The organism is Ferrovibrio sp., assembly GCF_036381655.1.
Classification (GTDB): Bacteria; Pseudomonadota; Alphaproteobacteria; order Ferrovibrionales; family Ferrovibrionaceae; genus Ferrovibrio.
Map to the genome: position 1 here is coordinate 73,513 of NZ_DASVCJ010000059.1, position 13,621 is coordinate 87,133.

The following is a 13,621-nucleotide window of genomic DNA, read 5'->3' on the forward strand; positions in this document are numbered from 1 at the left end:
GCAGCGTATATGTTTCCGGGTATTGTTTGCCCCCCAAACTATTTTCCCCAACTCGGCGAGGGAGCAGTCCGATGAAAGTGGTGAGCTTCGTCCGCAATGGCAAGAGCTCTTATGGCGTGGTCGCAGGCCCCGACAATGACCGGGGGATCGTCGATGTCGGCGCCAGGCTGGGCGCCAAATATCCCGATCTGGTCGCCGTGCTCAAGGCCGGCGCGCTGAAGGAAGTCGAGGCGGCCGCCCAGGGCGCCGCCGCCGACGTGAAGCTGGACGGCACGACCCTGCTGCCGGTGGTGCCCAATCCGGGCAAGATCGTCTGCGTCGGCGTGAACTACGACGAGCACCGCCGCGAAATGGGCCGCGAGCCGCCGGGCCATCCGACCATCTTCGTGCGCTTCGCGGAAAGCCAGGTCGCGCATGGCCAGCCGGTGATCAAGCCGGCCGAATCCGACAAGCTCGACTACGAGGGCGAACTCGCCGTCATCATCGGCAAGGAAGGCTACAAGCTGTCGGAGAACGAGGCGCTCGGCATCATCGCCGGCTATAGCTGCTACATGGACGGCTCGGTGCGCGACTGGCAGACCCATACCAGCCAGTTCACCCCGGGCAAGAATTTCGTCGCCACCGGCGGCTTCGGCCCCTGGATGGTGACCGCCGAGGAAATCCCCGATCCGCAGGATCTGATGCTGGAGACCCGGCTGAACGGCCAGGTGATGCAGAAATCCGGCACCGACCTGATGACCTTCAACATCCGCAAGATCATCAAATACGTCACCACCTGGATGCCGCTCAAGCCCGGCGACGTGATCGCCACCGGCACGCCGGGCGGCGTCGGCACCAAGCGCAACCCGCCGGTCTACATGAAGGACGGCGACGTCGTCGAGGTCGAGATCAGCAAGGTCGGCCTGCTGCGCAATCCGGTCAAGGCGGCATAAGCGATCCGTCCTTTTCGATCCTGTGAAGCGCGGCGTTGCAAAAGGCGCCGCGCTTTCGCTTTTCGATGCGTCGCCCTTGCGCGCAGCGCGAGGACCCAGCCCGACCCTCCGCGCGACGGAGCCGTTCTATGGACCCTCGGCTGGCGCCGGGGGCGACGGTTTTCGTGAACGCGGCCAATAGCAACCCGTCACGCCGCATCCGCCCCCACCGCCCCGGCGACGGAGCGAAAGCCGTCTTGCTTGAGCAGCGCGGCCAGCTCGCGCTTGATGCGCGCGATCAGGCCGGGGCCTTCATAGACCAGCGCCGAATAGAGCTGCACGGCATTGGCGCCGGCGCGGATCTTGGCATAGGCGTCGGCGCCCGAAGCAATGCCGCCGACGCCGATCAGGGTCATCTTGCCGCCGACCTGGCGGTGGAGCCGGCGCAGCACGGCGGTCGAGCGCTCGAACAAAGGCGCGCCGGACAGGCCGCCGCTCTCGCCGGTATGATCGCTCCTCAGGCCGCCGGGCCGGGTGATCGTGGTGTTGGTGGCGACGATGCCGTCGAGCCGGTAGGCCAGCGCCGCCTGCGCGATCTCGTCGATATCCTCGTCGGCCAGGTCGGGCGCGATCTTGACCAGCAGCGGCGTGCCGTGGCGTTCGTGCAGGGGCTGCAGCCGCGCCAGCAAGGCCGCCAGTTCCTCGCGGCCCTGCAGGTTGCGCAGGCCCGGCGTGTTCGGCGAGGAGACATTGACCACGGCGAAATCGACCAGGCCGGCGAGCCGGTCATAGGACAGGGCGTAATCGCCCGGACGGTCGGCGCTGTCCTTGTTGGCGCCGAGATTGACGCCGAGCAGGCCGCCGGGCATGCCGCCGGGGCGGTCGCTGCGGCGATCGCTGCGGCGCCGCCCCAGCCGCGCGGCCATCGCCTCCAGCCCCGCGTTGTTGAAGCCCATGCGGTTGATCACCGCGCGGTCCTCTTCGAGGCGGAAGATGCGCGGCCGGGGGTTGCCGGGCTGCGGCCTGGGCGTGACGCCGCCCACTTCGACGAAGCCGAAGCCGAGCCGCAGCATGGCATCGGGCACCTCGGCATTCTTGTCGAAGCCGGCGGCGAGGCCGACCGGATTGGGGATGCGTTTGCCGAACAATGCCGTCGCCAGCACCGGATCGTCCTGCGGCGCCGGCGGCAGCCAGCCGGTCTTGAGCAGGGTCAGCGTCAGCCGATGCGCCTGCTCGGCATCCATTTGGCGGATCAAGGGCCAGGCCAGGCAGCGGTAGAGATTCATGGCATATCGTCCGGAAAGACATGGCGGCCGGCAGCGTCCAGCGGCAAGGCGGCAACGCGCTGCACGGCGGCGGCGGGCAGCGCGCCGTAAAGATGCGGGAAGAGATCGCCGTTGCGCGAGGCTTCCCATTTCAGGGGGGCGGCCAGCTTTGCGGTATCGACGTAGAGCAGCAGCAGATCGTCGAGGCCGGCATAATGCCTGGCCGCCGTCTCGGCGGCTTGGGCGGCGGTGGAGAAATGGATGAAGCCGTCGCGCAGATCATGCGCGGTGCCGCGAAAGGCGCCGGCGGCCTGCGCCGCGGCCCAGTCGGCTTTGGCGATGATGCGGTAGATGATGGCGGGATGCGGGATCATGGCCATGCCATAGCAGAAAGCCGCGCACCGCGCACCGCTCTCGCCGTCGCTGGCGCTGTCGCCCCTGGCCGCACCGCCGCGAAGCGGGCCTCCGGAGACGAGCGTCACTTCGTCCTTCCCTTGAGCTTTTCGAAGCTGCGCAGGCCGGCCATGCCGAGCATGGCGAGCACCAGTTCCATCAGGTTGTCGGTTTCGATCGCCGGCGGCGTCAGGCCGGGCGCATAGATCGCCGCCGCCCAGACGAAAAGCGGATGGCCGATATAGGCCCAGCCGGCGGCGAAGGCGCAGATCCAGCCCACCGCGGGACGCCAGCCGGCGACGAAGATCGAGCGATGCGCCGCCTCGATCCTGTTCAGCTCTGCCAGAGCGCGTCCCAGCCGCCGCGCTGCAGCTTGGCGCGGCTGTAGCGGCGGCGCAGGCCGTCGAGGTCGGTCGTCGTCGAAGTCATCGTCGTCGGGGCCATCGTCGTCGGGGCCATCGCCATCTGCGCCTCAATCGCCGAGCAGGCGCTTGGGCGCCGCTGCATTCGCCGGACGGGCCGTATCGGCGAGGCCGCGCCATGAGGTGGCGATCGTTTCGCCCTGGGCGCGGCGCCGGCGTTCGCGCGCTGCCTTGGCGGCGATATCCGCCTTGCTCGGCTGGGGCGCCGGTGCCGGGGCAGGCGGCGGCGGGGGAGATGCGAAAATGCCACCCATGGACTGCTCCTTTCTTGGATTGCATTTGTTCCCTGAGGCGCAATAGTTAGAACGTGAAGCGTACACTGTCAAGGGAAATTTTCCGCAGATAGAGAAAAGTTCCTGTGATGTTCTGATGCGCCAATCATGCAGGCCGATCAGCCGCTCGACCGTCTCGACGCCGGAAAACGGCAGCGGCGGCGCCAGGCGGCGCGGCGGATTCGCGACCGCGACGGCGAGCGCATTGGCCCAGCCGGCGCAGATGCGCCGCCAGATCGGCCGCGCGGTGCCAGGCAGGAAAGCAGCGGATTTCCAGCCGGTGCAGCAGGGAATCGACGCCGATCCAGCCTTCCGGCGTGCGCAGATAGGCCCGGCCATGGCGGAAGCCCGGCTTCAGCAGGCGCAGAGCGGCCAGCCGGTGCTCCTCGGCGAAGACGATGACGGCCCGGTCGGCGCCGGGGCGATCCCTGGGACCGTCGCTGGGCTGATCGGCGGCCGGACGATCCGCCACGGGATGATGCCCCGGGATGATCCGCGCAGGGCGCGAAAGCGGCGCCCACCGGCCCTGCCGCTGCGAAAGAGGTAGGTACGGATGCGGCCGGCCGCGATTCTAAGGCTAAGCGTTGCATTTCTGTGCCTGGAACAGTTAGGAACATAATAGGGTATTCTGGCCCTATCCTTCTTTATATTCCTATATCGTTCTTGAGTCAAGCTCGTATTCAGAGAATATTCCTGTGGCAAAATCATCCATTTTGTAAGACGATGTTCCCATGTTGACCCATAAAGCTATCTGGGCCGCGATCGACGGCCTGGCCGAGCGCTACGGCCTGACGGCGTCCGGTCTGGCGCGCAAGGCCGGGCTCGATCCGACCACCTTCAACCGCAGCAAAAGAATCTCGCGCGACGGCAAGCAGCGCTGGCCGTCGACGGAATCGATTTCCAAGGTGATCGAGGCGACCGGCGCCAGCGTCGAGGAATTCACCGGGCTGCTGATCAACAACGGCGGCGGCGCCCGGATCGGCCACCGCATTCCGCTGATCGGCATGGCGCAGGCCGGCGCCGCCGGCTATTTCGACAATGCCGGCTTTCCGACCGGCGAAGGCTGGGAGAAACTGCCGTTTCCCGAAGTCGAGGATTCGCATGCCTATGCGCTGGAGATCAGCGGCGACAGCATGATGCCGGTCTATCGCGACGGCGATCTGGTGATCGTCTCACCCGCCGCCAGCGTGCGGCGCGGCGACCGCGTCATCGCCAAGACGGTGGAAGGCGAAGTGATGTGCAAGATCCTGGCGCGGCGCACGCTGACGCGGATCGAACTCAGCTCGTTCAACCCGGCGCATCCCGAGCGCAGCTTCGAGATCCAGGAAATCGCCTGGATGTCCCGCATCATCTGGGCATCGCAGTAGCGCCTCGTTGTCTTTATGATCATGCCGGCCGGACCTGTCCCGGCCAGCGCCGGCCACAGCGCCGCTTGCGCATGGACGGCCCGGACAGGTCCGGCCATGACGGTATTAGGTGTTGCTGGTGATGACTGCTGCCGCCTCCCTCTCCGCCCTTGCCCGCCTGCCGGCGCTGATCGCCGGCGGCGGCTTCGCCTGGTGGTGCGAGAATGGCGGCGTGGAGAAGCTCTCGCCCGATGCGGCGGCGCGGCGCGCGCGGGCCACGGCGCCGCTGTTGGTGCATGCCAAAGCCACCGCCGCGCGGCTCGGCGTCGAGGCGCAGTCCTTCGGCGCCTTCGATCTGCTCGATCTCTTCGCCTTCGTGCGGCCGGCGCGCTTCTGCCTGCCGACGCCGCATGGCCTGCTGCAGGCGGTCAGGCTCGATGCCGCCGACGACGAGGAGGCCGTGCAGTATCTGCACGAAGCGGCGGCAACGCTGCTGTCCGAATTGCCGCGGGAAAGGCCGCGCAGCCTCAAGCGCGCGGCGCGGCTGGCGCGAACGCTCGACAGGGCGGGCTGGCCCTGGGCGCCGTATATCCTCGACATGCTGGGCCCGGAGCTGGCGCAGATTCCCGCCGGCGGCTTCGGCGGCCTCGATGTGTGGCAGGAATTGCCCGACTGGGTCGATTACGCGCCGCCGCCGCCGCCCGATACGCAAAGCGTCTCGCCGATGGAGGCGCGCGAGCGGCTGGCGCGGCTGCTCGGCAACGGCGCGGAGATGCGCGCCGCCCAGGCCGATTACGCCGCCGCCACCGCGCAGGCCTTCGCGCCGCGCGAGATGATCGGCATGCCGGAGATGGTGCTGGCCGAGGCCGGCACCGGCATCGGCAAGACGCTCGGCTATATCGCGCCGGCCAGCGTCTGGGCCGAGAAGAATGGCGGCACCGTCTGGCTGTCGACCTATACCAAGAACCTGCAGCGCCAGCTCGATCACGAACTCGACCGCCTGTTTCCCGATCCGGCCGAGAAGGCGGCCAAGGTCGTCGTCCGCAAGGGGCGGGAGAATTATCTCTGCCTGCTCAATCTGGAGGATGCCGCACAGGGCGGCGCGGCGCGGGCGCAGGATGTGCTGCCGCTCAGCCTGATCGCGCGCTGGGCCGGAGCGACGCGCGACGGCGATCTGGCCGGCGGCGATTTCCCCGCCTGGGCGGTCGATCTGCATGGCCGCGGCCGCACGCTCGGCCTGACCGACCAGCGCGGCGAATGCATCCATGCCGGCTGCCCGCATTACCGCAAATGCTTCATCGAGCGCGCCGTGCGCAAGTCGCGCAAGGCCGAGATGGTGATCGCCAATCATGCGCTGGTGATGATCCAGGCGGCGATGAGCGGCGCCGGCGGCGACGACGACGCCCAGAAGCCGCTGCGCTATGTCTTCGACGAGGGCCATCACCTGTTCGAGGCCGCCGACAGCGCCTTCGCGGCGCATCTGACCGGCCAGGAAGGCGTCGAGCTGCGGCGCTGGCTGCGCGGTCCGGAAGGCGGCCGGCGCAGCCGCGCGCGCGGCCTGGCCAACCGCATCGGCGACCTGGTGGTCGAGAACGAGCGCGCCCGCCAGGCGCTGGAAGCCACCGTGGAGGCGGCGCGCGCGCTGCCCGCCGATGGCTGGCTCGGCCGGCTGCAGGACGGCGCGCCGGGCAATAGCGGCGAACGTTTTCTAAGCCGCGCGCGCCAGCAGATCCTGGCCCGCGCGCCCCAGCCGGACAGCCCCTATGGACTGGAATGCCCGACGAAGGAGCCGGTCGCCGGCCTGCTCGATGCGGCGCAGGATTTCGCCGCGCAGATCGAGCGCATCCTCGAGCCGATGAACACCCTGGCCCAGGCGCTCGCCGACATGCTGGCGGACGAGACCGCCGAGCTGGAGACGGCCATCCGCGCGCGCATCGAAGGCGCCATGCGCGGCCTGCTGCGACGCAAGCTCACCCTGGAGGCCTGGTGCAGCATGCTGCGCGACCTCGAGACGGAAACCCCCGAGGCCTTCGTCGACTGGTTCGCGCTGGAGCGCATCGACGGCCGCGATTTCGATCTCGGCCTCTATCGCCATTACCTCGATCCGATGCTGCCCTTCGCCGCCGCCGTGCTCAAGCCGGCGCATGGCGTGGCGATCACGTCGGCCACCTTGCGCGATCTTGCGCCGGCGAAGGCCGATGCCGCGCCCGAGCGCGACTGGCTCTCGGCCGAGATCCGCACCGGCGCGCGCCATCTGCCGCAGCCGGCGCGCCATGCCGCCTTCCCCTCGCCCTTCGACTATGCCGCGCGCACCCGCGTGCTGGTGGTGACCGACGTGCGGCGCGACGCGATGGATCAGGTGGCGGCGGCCTATCGCGAGCTGTTCCTGGCGGCCGGCGGCGGCGGGCTGGGCCTGTTCACCGCGATCTTCCGCCTGCGCGCCGTGCACAAGCGGATCCTCAAGCCGCTGGCCGGCGCCGGCCTGCCGCTCTATGCGCAGCATGTCGATCCGCTCGACAATGCCACGCTGGTCGACATCTTCCGCAGCGAGGAGCATGCCTGCCTGCTCGGCACCGATGCGATGCGCGACGGCGTCGACGTGCCGGGCGCCAGCTTGCGCCTCGTCGTCTTCGACCGCGTGCCCTGGCCCCGGCCGGATCTGCTGCACAAGGCACGCAAGGCGGCCTTCGGCGGCCAGGCCTATGACGATCTGCTCACGCGGCTGAAACTGAAGCAGGCCTATGGCCGCCTGCTGCGCCGGGCGGAGGATTACGGCGTCTTCGTCGTGCTGGATGCGCAGCTTCCCTCGCGGCTGCTCTCCGCCTTCCCGGCCAGCGTCGAGGTGCGCCGCATCGGCATCGCCGAGGCGGTGGCCGAAACGCAAGGTTTCCTGGCGCAGATGCGCGCCGACATCGCCGTCGGGCAATAGGCGAACAGCCGAAGCGCCGGTTCCTATTCCCCCTCCAGGGCCTGCACCACCGCCTGCTGCGCCTCGGCGCTGAACAGCATGTCCATATGCGTCAGATCGGGCAGCACCTGCACGCGGGCGTCGCTGCGAAGCTGCTGCAGCAGCGGCGGGAAGGCATCGGCGGCGAGCAACTCGTCCCTGCCGCCGACCAGCACGACGGGCGGCGACGGCGCCCTGGCGAAATCGGCGGCGTAATCGTCATGCGCCTTGAAACTGCGCCAGAGCCGGTAGGAATAGGTATAGGGCGCCCCATCGGCATCGTGCCGCGCGAAGGCCAGCACCGGCAGGTCCTGGAACCAGGGCAGGCCGGCGCGCTCCAACAGGGTCAACGCCACCAGGCGCGGCAGATAGGGAACCGCCCAGCCGGCGGCCTCGCTGCGCGTCGTCGGCGCGTCATGGCTCAGATACGGCGCCAGCAGGATGAAATGCTGAATCCGCTGCGCCAGAGCCGAGCCGGCGATGCGCAGCGCGAAGCCGCCGCCGGAGGAAAAGCCGATCAGGGTCCATTGCGCCGCCGGGTGCGCGATCGCCTGGCTGTCGAGGAAATCGGCCAGATCGTCCTCCAGCTGGCCGACATAATCGACATCGCCGCGCCGGCCGCTCAGGCCATGGCCGCGGATATCGAGGGCATAGACGCTCGGCGGGTCGGGCATCGCCTGCAGCGCCCGCGCCAGCGCATGCATGCTGCCGGCCTGCGAGGCCGAGCCATGCACCAGGATGACGGCGCGGGCGAGCGCGCCCGGATAGGCGCGATAGGCCAGCGCGGTGCCGTCGCGGGCGCGGATGAAGGCCGGCGCGGGCAGGGCGCTGACATCCTGCCGCGCCACCGGCTCGTTGATCGACGCCATGGGTGGTGGCGGATCGCTCGTGCCCCATACAATCGCTGCGATCAGCACGCCGAGCACAAGCAGCAATGTGCCCAGGCCCGGCAGGATCACATAGCGAATGAATGCGCGCATCGATCTCTTTCTGATTTTATATTTTGCCGATTTTACGTTTCCCGCGCCAAAGGAGAAAACAAAATGCGGCGGCTTGTCAAAAATATGGCCGATGCGGGGTATGGGCGCGATATTTTTCGCCCCCTTCTCGCCCCCTTGCGGGCCGCCCGGCAAGCCCGCATAGTTTCACTTTGGTATCCCATCGCCAGCGGAAACAGCGGTCGTCGAAACCATGTCCACCATCACGCCACAGAACGCTCTCGTCTACGCCATGGTGATCGCCGCCGTGGCCGACGGAAAGCTGAAGGAATCGGAGATCGACGCCATCAATGTGGCGGTCGGCCATCTGCCGATCTTCTACGATTACTCCGCCGACGCGATGCGCGTCGCCATCGGCGACTGCGTCGCTCTGCTCGACGAGGAGGACGGCATCGATGCGGCGCTCGGCCTGGTGAAGGAGGCGCTGCCTGAAGACTGGCGCGAGACGGCCTATGCGCTGGCCTGCGACCTCGTCGCCGTCGATGGCCATGGCCGCCAGGAGGAACTGCGCTGGCTCGAAATGCTGCGCCATGAACTCGATGTCGAGCGTCTGCATGCCGCGGCCATCGAGCGCGGCGCCCGCGCCCGCTACAAGCGGGCGGCGGCGGCGCTGGTGGCGGCGGAGTAGCCGGCGATTGCGGCGGCGATGGCCAGCGGCGCGTCCGGCAGCAGCGGCAACAGCGGCAGCAACCAAGACCGCCTGCTGAAACGCATCGTCGCCGCGCTGGCCCCGCTGCCCGGCATCGACGCCATCGTGCTGGGCGGATCGCGCGCCCGCGGCACCGCCCTGCCGGATTCGGACTGCGATATCGGCCTGTATTACGATCCGCGGCATCCCTTCGACACCGCCCTGCTGCAGACGGCCCTCGCCCGGCTGGCCGATGCGCCGGCATCGCTCACGCCGCTGGGCGGCTGGGGCCCGTGGATCGATGGCGGCGGCTGGCTTTCGGTCGATGGCCGGCGCGTCGATCTGCTCTATCGCGACCTGCACAGGATGCGCGCGGCGATCGACGATTGCTGCATGGGCCGCATCGCCACGCATTACCAGCCCGGCCATCCGCATGGCTTCGTCTCCAGCACCTATATGGGCGAGGTGGCGCATGGCCGCGCCTTGTGGGATCCGACCAACGCCTTCGGCGCGATGAAGCGGTTGACCGCGCCCTATCCCGGCGCGCTGCGCGCCGCGCTGGAGCAGGCCTTCCAGTGGGAGGCGGAATGCGCGCTGGCCAATGCCGAAAACAGCCTCGGCCACGGCGATGCCTGCTATGTCTCCGGCTGCGCGTTTCGCAGCGTCGCCAGCCTCTGCCAGGTGCTGTTCGCCTTGAACGGCGAATATCTTCTCGACGAGAAGGATGCCGTCGCCCGGGCCGATGGCTTCACGCTGGCGCCGCGGCATTTCCGCGACGGCGTCGCCAGCGTGTTCCAGGATATCGGCGCCGGCCATCCGGAGGACGGCCTGGAGCGCTTGCGCCAGATGGTGCGCGAAACCGCGGCGCTGGCCCGCGGCGGCGACGTCTGACCGCGCCGGGACGGCAGCATGGCAGGCTGCATATATCGGTATGAATTGATTACCTTTATATGCTAGTCGGACGGCATGCGCCGGCATGCCCTGCTTCCGATTCTCTGCCTGAGTCTCTGTCTGGGTCTTGGCCTTGGCTTCGGCCTGGGTCTCGGCCTGCCCGGCCCGGCCCAGGCCGCTTCTGCCGTTACCGTGCTGGATGGCGATACCCTCAGGATCGCTGGCGTCAGCTATCGCCTGCATGGCATCGACGCGCCGGAAAAGCGGCAGTATTGCAGGAAAAACGGCCTGCCCTGGCTCTGCGGCCAGGAGGCGGCGGCCTATCTGCGCGGCCTGATCGGCCGCCATGCCGTCTCCTGCGCGGTGCGCGGCAGGGACCGCTACGGCCGCATGGTGGCGGTCTGCCGCGCTGGCGGCCTGGAGCTGAACCGGGCCATGGTCCGCGCCGGCATGGCCTGGGCCTACCGGCATTACGCCCGCGATTACGAGGATGCCGAGCTGGAGGCCGCGATCGCCAAACGCGGCCTCTGGGCCGAGGGGGTTCAGGCCCAGCCGGCCTGGGATTGGCGGCGCGGCCGCGGCAAAGGCCGTTCCGGGCGGAATCCGGGGTTGACAGCCTTCTAGCGCTGGCTATAGTGCGCGCCTCGGAATTCGGGTGGTGCCGGAAGGCCGGTTGCCGCCTTTTTTGCATGGAAAAGCAATATGTTCGCAGTGATCAAGACCGGCGGTAAGCAGTATAAGGTGGCGGCTGGCGACGTGCTCGAGGTCGAGCTGGTCGGCGGCGCGGCCGGCGACAAGATCGAATTCGACCAGGTCCTGGCCGTCGGCAAGGGCGGCGACGTGAAGGCCGGCAAGGCGGTCGGCGGCGCCAAGGTCAAGGCCGAGGTGATCGGCGAGACCCGCGGCCCGAAGCTGATCATCTTCAAGAAGCGCCGCCGGCAGAATTCGCGCCGCAAGAACGGCCATCGCCAGCGCTATACTGCGGTGAAGATCCTGGAGATCGCGGCCTGACCGGCTGCCTGAGAGTTTAAGGAGACAGTTCCATGGCACACAAGAAAGCGGGCGGCTCCTCGCGCAACGGCCGCGATTCCGAGTCCAAACGCCTCGGCGTCAAGAAGTTCGGTTCCGAAGCCGTCGTCGCCGGCAACATCCTGGTCCGCCAGCGCGGCACCAAGATGCATCCGGGCAAGAATGTCGGCCTGGGCAAGGACCATACCCTGTTCGCGCTGACCGACGGCAAGGTGAAGTTCCACGACGGCAAGAAGGGCCGCACTTACGTGTCGGTGCTGCCGCCGGAGGCGTGATCGAACGCGCCTTTCCCGAGAGCTTAAGCACAACGATCAAGGGGAATGGCGCCGGCCATTCCCCTTTTTCGTTTCTGAAGCAGTAGCAGCACAAGCATGAAATTCCTCGATCAGGCCAAGGTCTATATCGAAAGCGGGCATGGCGGCGCCGGCGCCGTCAGCTTCCGCCGCGAAAAATTCATCGAGTTCGGCGGACCCGATGGCGGCAACGGCGGCAAGGGCGGCGATGTCTGGGCCGAATGCGTCGACGGGCTGAACACCTTGATCGACTACCGCTATCAGCAGCATTTCCGCGCCGCCCGCGGCGGCCACGGCATGGGCCGGCAGCGCAGCGGCGCCAATGCCGAGGATGTCGTGCTGCGCGTGCCCAAGGGCACGCAGATCCTGGCCGAGGACAACGAGACGCTGATCGCCGACCTCACCGAGGTCGGCCAGCGCGTGCTGCTGGCCAAGGGCGGCGATGGCGGCTTCGGCAACGAGCATTACAAGTCGTCCACCAACCGCGCGCCGCGCCGCGCCGATCCCGGCTGGCCCGGCGAGGAGAAATGGATCTGGCTGCGGCTCAAGCTGATCGCCGATGCCGGCCTGGTCGGCCTGCCCAATGCCGGCAAGTCGACCTTCCTCTCGCGCGTCTCGCGCGCCCGGCCGAAGATCGCCGATTATCCCTTCACCACGCTCAAGCCGCAGCTTGGCGTGGTGCATACGATGGAGAAGGAATTCGTCCTCGCCGATCTGCCCGGCCTGATCGAGGGTGCCGCCGAAGGCGCCGGCCTGGGCACGCGCTTTCTCGGCCATGTCGAGCGCTGCGCCGTGATCCTGCATCTGGTCGACGGCACGGCGGAAGACCCGGTCGCCAACTGGAAGCTGATCCGCAAGGAACTGAAGGCCTACGGCGCCGGGCTGGACAAGAAGCCCGAGATCATCGGCCTGAACAAGATCGACGCCCTGAGCGAGGACGAACTGAAGGAGAAGCTCGCCAGGCTGAAGCGCTCCGCGCGCAAGCCCATCTTCGCGCTGTCCGGCGTCTCGGGCGCCGGCGTCGCTGCCGTGGTGGCCAGGCTCTACGAGGTGATCGCCGCCGCCCGTCAGGCGGAAAAGGGCGAAACGAAAGAGCATGCCGATGACTGACGCCCTTGCCAAAGCCAGGCGCGTCGTCGTCAAGGTCGGCTCGTCGCTGCTGGTCGATGCCGACAGGGGCACGCTGCGCGCCGCCTGGCTCGATGCCCTGGTCGACGACATCGCCGCGCTGCGCAAGGACGGCAAGGAGGTGCTGGTCGTCTCCTCCGGCGCCATCGCGCTGGGCCGGCGCATCCTCGGGCTGAAGGCGAAGTCGCTGCGGCTGGAGGAAAGCCAGGCGGCCGCAGCGGCCGGGCAGATCCGCCTGTCCGCCGCCTGGCAGGACGCGCTGGCGCGGCACGACCTGAAGACGGCGCAGTTGCTGCTGACTTTGGGCGATACGGAATCGCGCCGGCATTACTTGAATGCGCGCGAGACCGTGCATACGCTGCTCAGGCTCGGCGTCGTGCCGGTGGTCAACGAGAACGACACCGTGGCCACCGCCGAAATCCGCTTCGGCGACAACGACCGGCTGGCGGCGCGCGTCTCGCAGATGATCTCGGCCGATTGCCTGATCCTGCTGTCCGATATCGACGGGCTCTATTCGGCCGATCCCGGCATCGATCCGCAGGCGACGTTCTTTCCCGTCGTCGAACGGATCACGCCGCAGATCGAGGCGATGGCCGGCGTATCGCGCTCCGGCCTTGGCCGCGGCGGCATGGTGACCAAGCTGGTGGCGGCGAAGATCGCCGTCGGCGCCGGCTGCGCCATGGTGATCGCCAACGGCAAGATCGCCCATCCGGTGCAAGCGATCCGCCGGCCGGGCGCGCGCTGCACCTGGTTCCTGGCCGAAACCACGCCGGCCGCCTCACGCAAGCAATGGATCGCCGGCCATCTCAATCCGCAGGGCGCGCTCAGCGTCGATGCCGGCGCGGTGAAGGCGCTGCGCCAGGGCCGTTCGCTGCTGCCCGCCGGCGTGACCGCGGTGGAGGGCCGGTTTCAGCGCGGCGATCCGGTGCGCGTGCTCGATCCCGCGGGCGCCGAGATCGCCGTCGGCCTGAGCGCCTATGCCGACGAGGATGCGCGCCGCATCATCGGGCACAAATCCGGCGACATCGCCGAGATTCTCGGCTACGGTGGGCGCGACGAGATGATCCACCGCGACGACCTGGTTCTGCGTTGAGGATG

Annotated in this window: 18 protein-coding genes; 11 read left to right on the forward strand and 7 right to left on the reverse strand. The window is 68.3% G+C overall.

Translation table 11 applies throughout. The features are described 5' to 3' along the window. Window positions 1-71 precede the first annotated feature (71 nt). Entirely contained in the window at window positions 72-932 is an 861-nt protein-coding gene (locus tag VF194_RS12270; RefSeq protein ID WP_330891375.1) for a fumarylacetoacetate hydrolase family protein, read from the forward strand. Window positions 933-1,120: 188 nt separating this feature from the next. Here the strand turns inward: VF194_RS12270 and VF194_RS12275 are convergent, their stop codons facing one another. The 6 genes from VF194_RS12275 to VF194_RS12300 form a co-directional block, all read right to left on the reverse strand. Then, entirely contained in the window at window positions 1,121-2,197 is a 1,077-nt protein-coding gene (locus VF194_RS12275; RefSeq protein WP_330891377.1) for a quinone-dependent dihydroorotate dehydrogenase, read from the reverse strand. Continuing rightward, window positions 2,194-2,658 (reverse strand): DUF952 domain-containing protein, encoded by a 465-nt coding sequence (locus VF194_RS12280; protein WP_330891379.1) that lies wholly within the window; start codon window positions 2,656-2,658, stop codon window positions 2,194-2,196. Before VF194_RS12280 ends, VF194_RS12275 begins: the two co-directional genes overlap by 4 nt. Continuing rightward, the gene (locus VF194_RS12285) at window positions 2,655-2,927 is read right to left on the reverse strand and encodes a 3TM-type holin (RefSeq protein WP_330891455.1); all 273 of its coding nucleotides are present in this window, start codon (window positions 2,925-2,927) and stop codon (window positions 2,655-2,657) included. Before VF194_RS12285 ends, VF194_RS12280 begins: the two co-directional genes overlap by 4 nt. Further along, the gene (locus tag VF194_RS12290; RefSeq protein ID WP_330891381.1) at window positions 2,903-3,034 is read right to left on the reverse strand and encodes a hypothetical protein; all 132 of its coding nucleotides are present in this window, start codon (window positions 3,032-3,034) and stop codon (window positions 2,903-2,905) included. Before VF194_RS12290 ends, VF194_RS12285 begins: the two co-directional genes overlap by 25 nt. A gap of 7 nt (window positions 3,035-3,041) precedes the next feature. Continuing rightward, window positions 3,042-3,245 carry a hypothetical protein gene (locus VF194_RS12295; protein WP_330891383.1) on the reverse strand — a complete coding sequence of 68 codons (204 nt, stop codon included), beginning with the start codon at window positions 3,243-3,245 and terminating at the stop codon, window positions 3,042-3,044. A 124-nt stretch (window positions 3,246-3,369) separates the two neighbouring features. Next, the gene (locus tag VF194_RS12300) at window positions 3,370-3,735 is read right to left on the reverse strand and encodes a hypothetical protein (RefSeq protein WP_330891385.1); all 366 of its coding nucleotides are present in this window, start codon (window positions 3,733-3,735) and stop codon (window positions 3,370-3,372) included. A 259-nt stretch (window positions 3,736-3,994) separates the two neighbouring features. Between VF194_RS12300 and VF194_RS12305 the strand changes: the two genes are divergently transcribed. Next, window positions 3,995-4,630, forward strand: a complete 636-nt coding sequence (locus VF194_RS12305; RefSeq protein ID WP_330891387.1) for a helix-turn-helix transcriptional regulator — start codon at window positions 3,995-3,997, stop codon at window positions 4,628-4,630. 121 nt (window positions 4,631-4,751) lie between these two features. Beyond that, window positions 4,752-7,538 (forward strand): ATP-dependent DNA helicase, encoded by a 2,787-nt coding sequence (locus tag VF194_RS12310; RefSeq protein WP_330891389.1) that lies wholly within the window; start codon window positions 4,752-4,754, stop codon window positions 7,536-7,538. Window positions 7,539-7,561: 23 nt separating this feature from the next. Here VF194_RS12310 and VF194_RS12315 read toward each other — a convergent pair whose 3' ends face one another. Next, entirely contained in the window at window positions 7,562-8,536 is a 975-nt protein-coding gene (locus VF194_RS12315) for an alpha/beta hydrolase (RefSeq protein WP_330891391.1), read from the reverse strand. Here VF194_RS12315 and VF194_RS12320 point away from each other — a divergent pair. From VF194_RS12320 to proB, 8 genes are all read left to right on the forward strand, one after another. After that, window positions 8,523-8,699: a hypothetical protein gene (locus tag VF194_RS12320; RefSeq protein WP_330891393.1), complete on the forward strand. Its 177-nt coding sequence runs from the start codon at window positions 8,523-8,525 to the stop codon at window positions 8,697-8,699. The two genes, VF194_RS12315 and VF194_RS12320, sit on opposite strands and share 14 nt — an antisense overlap. Before the next feature lie 48 nt (window positions 8,700-8,747). Next, the gene (locus tag VF194_RS12325; protein WP_330891395.1) at window positions 8,748-9,182 is read left to right on the forward strand and encodes a tellurite resistance TerB family protein; all 435 of its coding nucleotides are present in this window, start codon (window positions 8,748-8,750) and stop codon (window positions 9,180-9,182) included. A gap of 18 nt (window positions 9,183-9,200) precedes the next feature. After that, window positions 9,201-10,073, forward strand: a complete 873-nt coding sequence (locus VF194_RS12330) for a nucleotidyltransferase domain-containing protein (RefSeq protein WP_330891397.1) — start codon at window positions 9,201-9,203, stop codon at window positions 10,071-10,073. A 75-nt stretch (window positions 10,074-10,148) separates the two neighbouring features. After that, a complete protein-coding gene (locus VF194_RS12335) occupies window positions 10,149-10,697 on the forward strand; it encodes a thermonuclease family protein (RefSeq protein WP_330891398.1) in 549 nt (182 codons plus the stop codon). Window positions 10,698-10,775: 78 nt separating this feature from the next. Beyond that, window positions 10,776-11,084 carry a 50S ribosomal protein L21 gene (rplU, locus tag VF194_RS12340; protein WP_330891400.1) on the forward strand — a complete coding sequence of 103 codons (309 nt, stop codon included), beginning with the start codon at window positions 10,776-10,778 and terminating at the stop codon, window positions 11,082-11,084. Window positions 11,085-11,116: 32 nt separating this feature from the next. Next, complete coding sequence (gene rpmA / locus VF194_RS12345) at window positions 11,117-11,377, forward strand: 50S ribosomal protein L27 (RefSeq protein ID WP_330891402.1); 261 nt, start codon at window positions 11,117-11,119, stop codon at window positions 11,375-11,377. Window positions 11,378-11,473: 96 nt separating this feature from the next. Then, complete coding sequence (gene obgE / locus VF194_RS12350; protein ID WP_330891404.1) at window positions 11,474-12,505, forward strand: GTPase ObgE; 1,032 nt, start codon at window positions 11,474-11,476, stop codon at window positions 12,503-12,505. After that, window positions 12,498-13,616: a glutamate 5-kinase gene (gene proB, locus VF194_RS12355; protein ID WP_330891406.1), complete on the forward strand. Its 1,119-nt coding sequence runs from the start codon at window positions 12,498-12,500 to the stop codon at window positions 13,614-13,616. The genes obgE and proB overlap by 8 nt, the downstream gene beginning before the upstream one ends. The last annotated feature ends 5 nt before the right edge of the window (window positions 13,617-13,621 follow it).

Coding starts and splice junctions, on each gene's coding strand:
- VF194_RS12315 (WP_330891391.1), bottom strand. CDS start 8,536: ATGCGCGCATTCATTCGCTATGTGATCCTGCCGGGCCTGGGCACATTG.
- VF194_RS12330 (WP_330891397.1), top strand. CDS start 9,201: ATGGCCAGCGGCGCGTCCGGCAGCAGCGGCAACAGCGGCAGCAACCAA.
- VF194_RS12275 (WP_330891377.1), bottom strand. CDS start 2,197: ATGAATCTCTACCGCTGCCTGGCCTGGCCCTTGATCCGCCAAATGGAT.
- obgE (WP_330891404.1), top strand. CDS start 11,474: ATGAAATTCCTCGATCAGGCCAAGGTCTATATCGAAAGCGGGCATGGC.
- proB (WP_330891406.1), top strand. CDS start 12,498: ATGACTGACGCCCTTGCCAAAGCCAGGCGCGTCGTCGTCAAGGTCGGC.
- VF194_RS12270 (WP_330891375.1), top strand. CDS start 72: ATGAAAGTGGTGAGCTTCGTCCGCAATGGCAAGAGCTCTTATGGCGTG.
- VF194_RS12295 (WP_330891383.1), bottom strand. CDS start 3,245: ATGGGTGGCATTTTCGCATCTCCCCCGCCGCCGCCTGCCCCGGCACCG.
- rplU (WP_330891400.1), top strand. CDS start 10,776: ATGTTCGCAGTGATCAAGACCGGCGGTAAGCAGTATAAGGTGGCGGCT.
- rpmA (WP_330891402.1), top strand. CDS start 11,117: ATGGCACACAAGAAAGCGGGCGGCTCCTCGCGCAACGGCCGCGATTCC.
- VF194_RS12320 (WP_330891393.1), top strand. CDS start 8,523: ATGAATGCGCGCATCGATCTCTTTCTGATTTTATATTTTGCCGATTTT.
- VF194_RS12335 (WP_330891398.1), top strand. CDS start 10,149: ATGCGCCGGCATGCCCTGCTTCCGATTCTCTGCCTGAGTCTCTGTCTG.
- VF194_RS12305 (WP_330891387.1), top strand. CDS start 3,995: ATGTTGACCCATAAAGCTATCTGGGCCGCGATCGACGGCCTGGCCGAG.
- VF194_RS12310 (WP_330891389.1), top strand. CDS start 4,752: ATGACTGCTGCCGCCTCCCTCTCCGCCCTTGCCCGCCTGCCGGCGCTG.
- VF194_RS12325 (WP_330891395.1), top strand. CDS start 8,748: ATGTCCACCATCACGCCACAGAACGCTCTCGTCTACGCCATGGTGATC.
- VF194_RS12290 (WP_330891381.1), bottom strand. CDS start 3,034: ATGGCGATGGCCCCGACGACGATGGCCCCGACGACGATGACTTCGACG.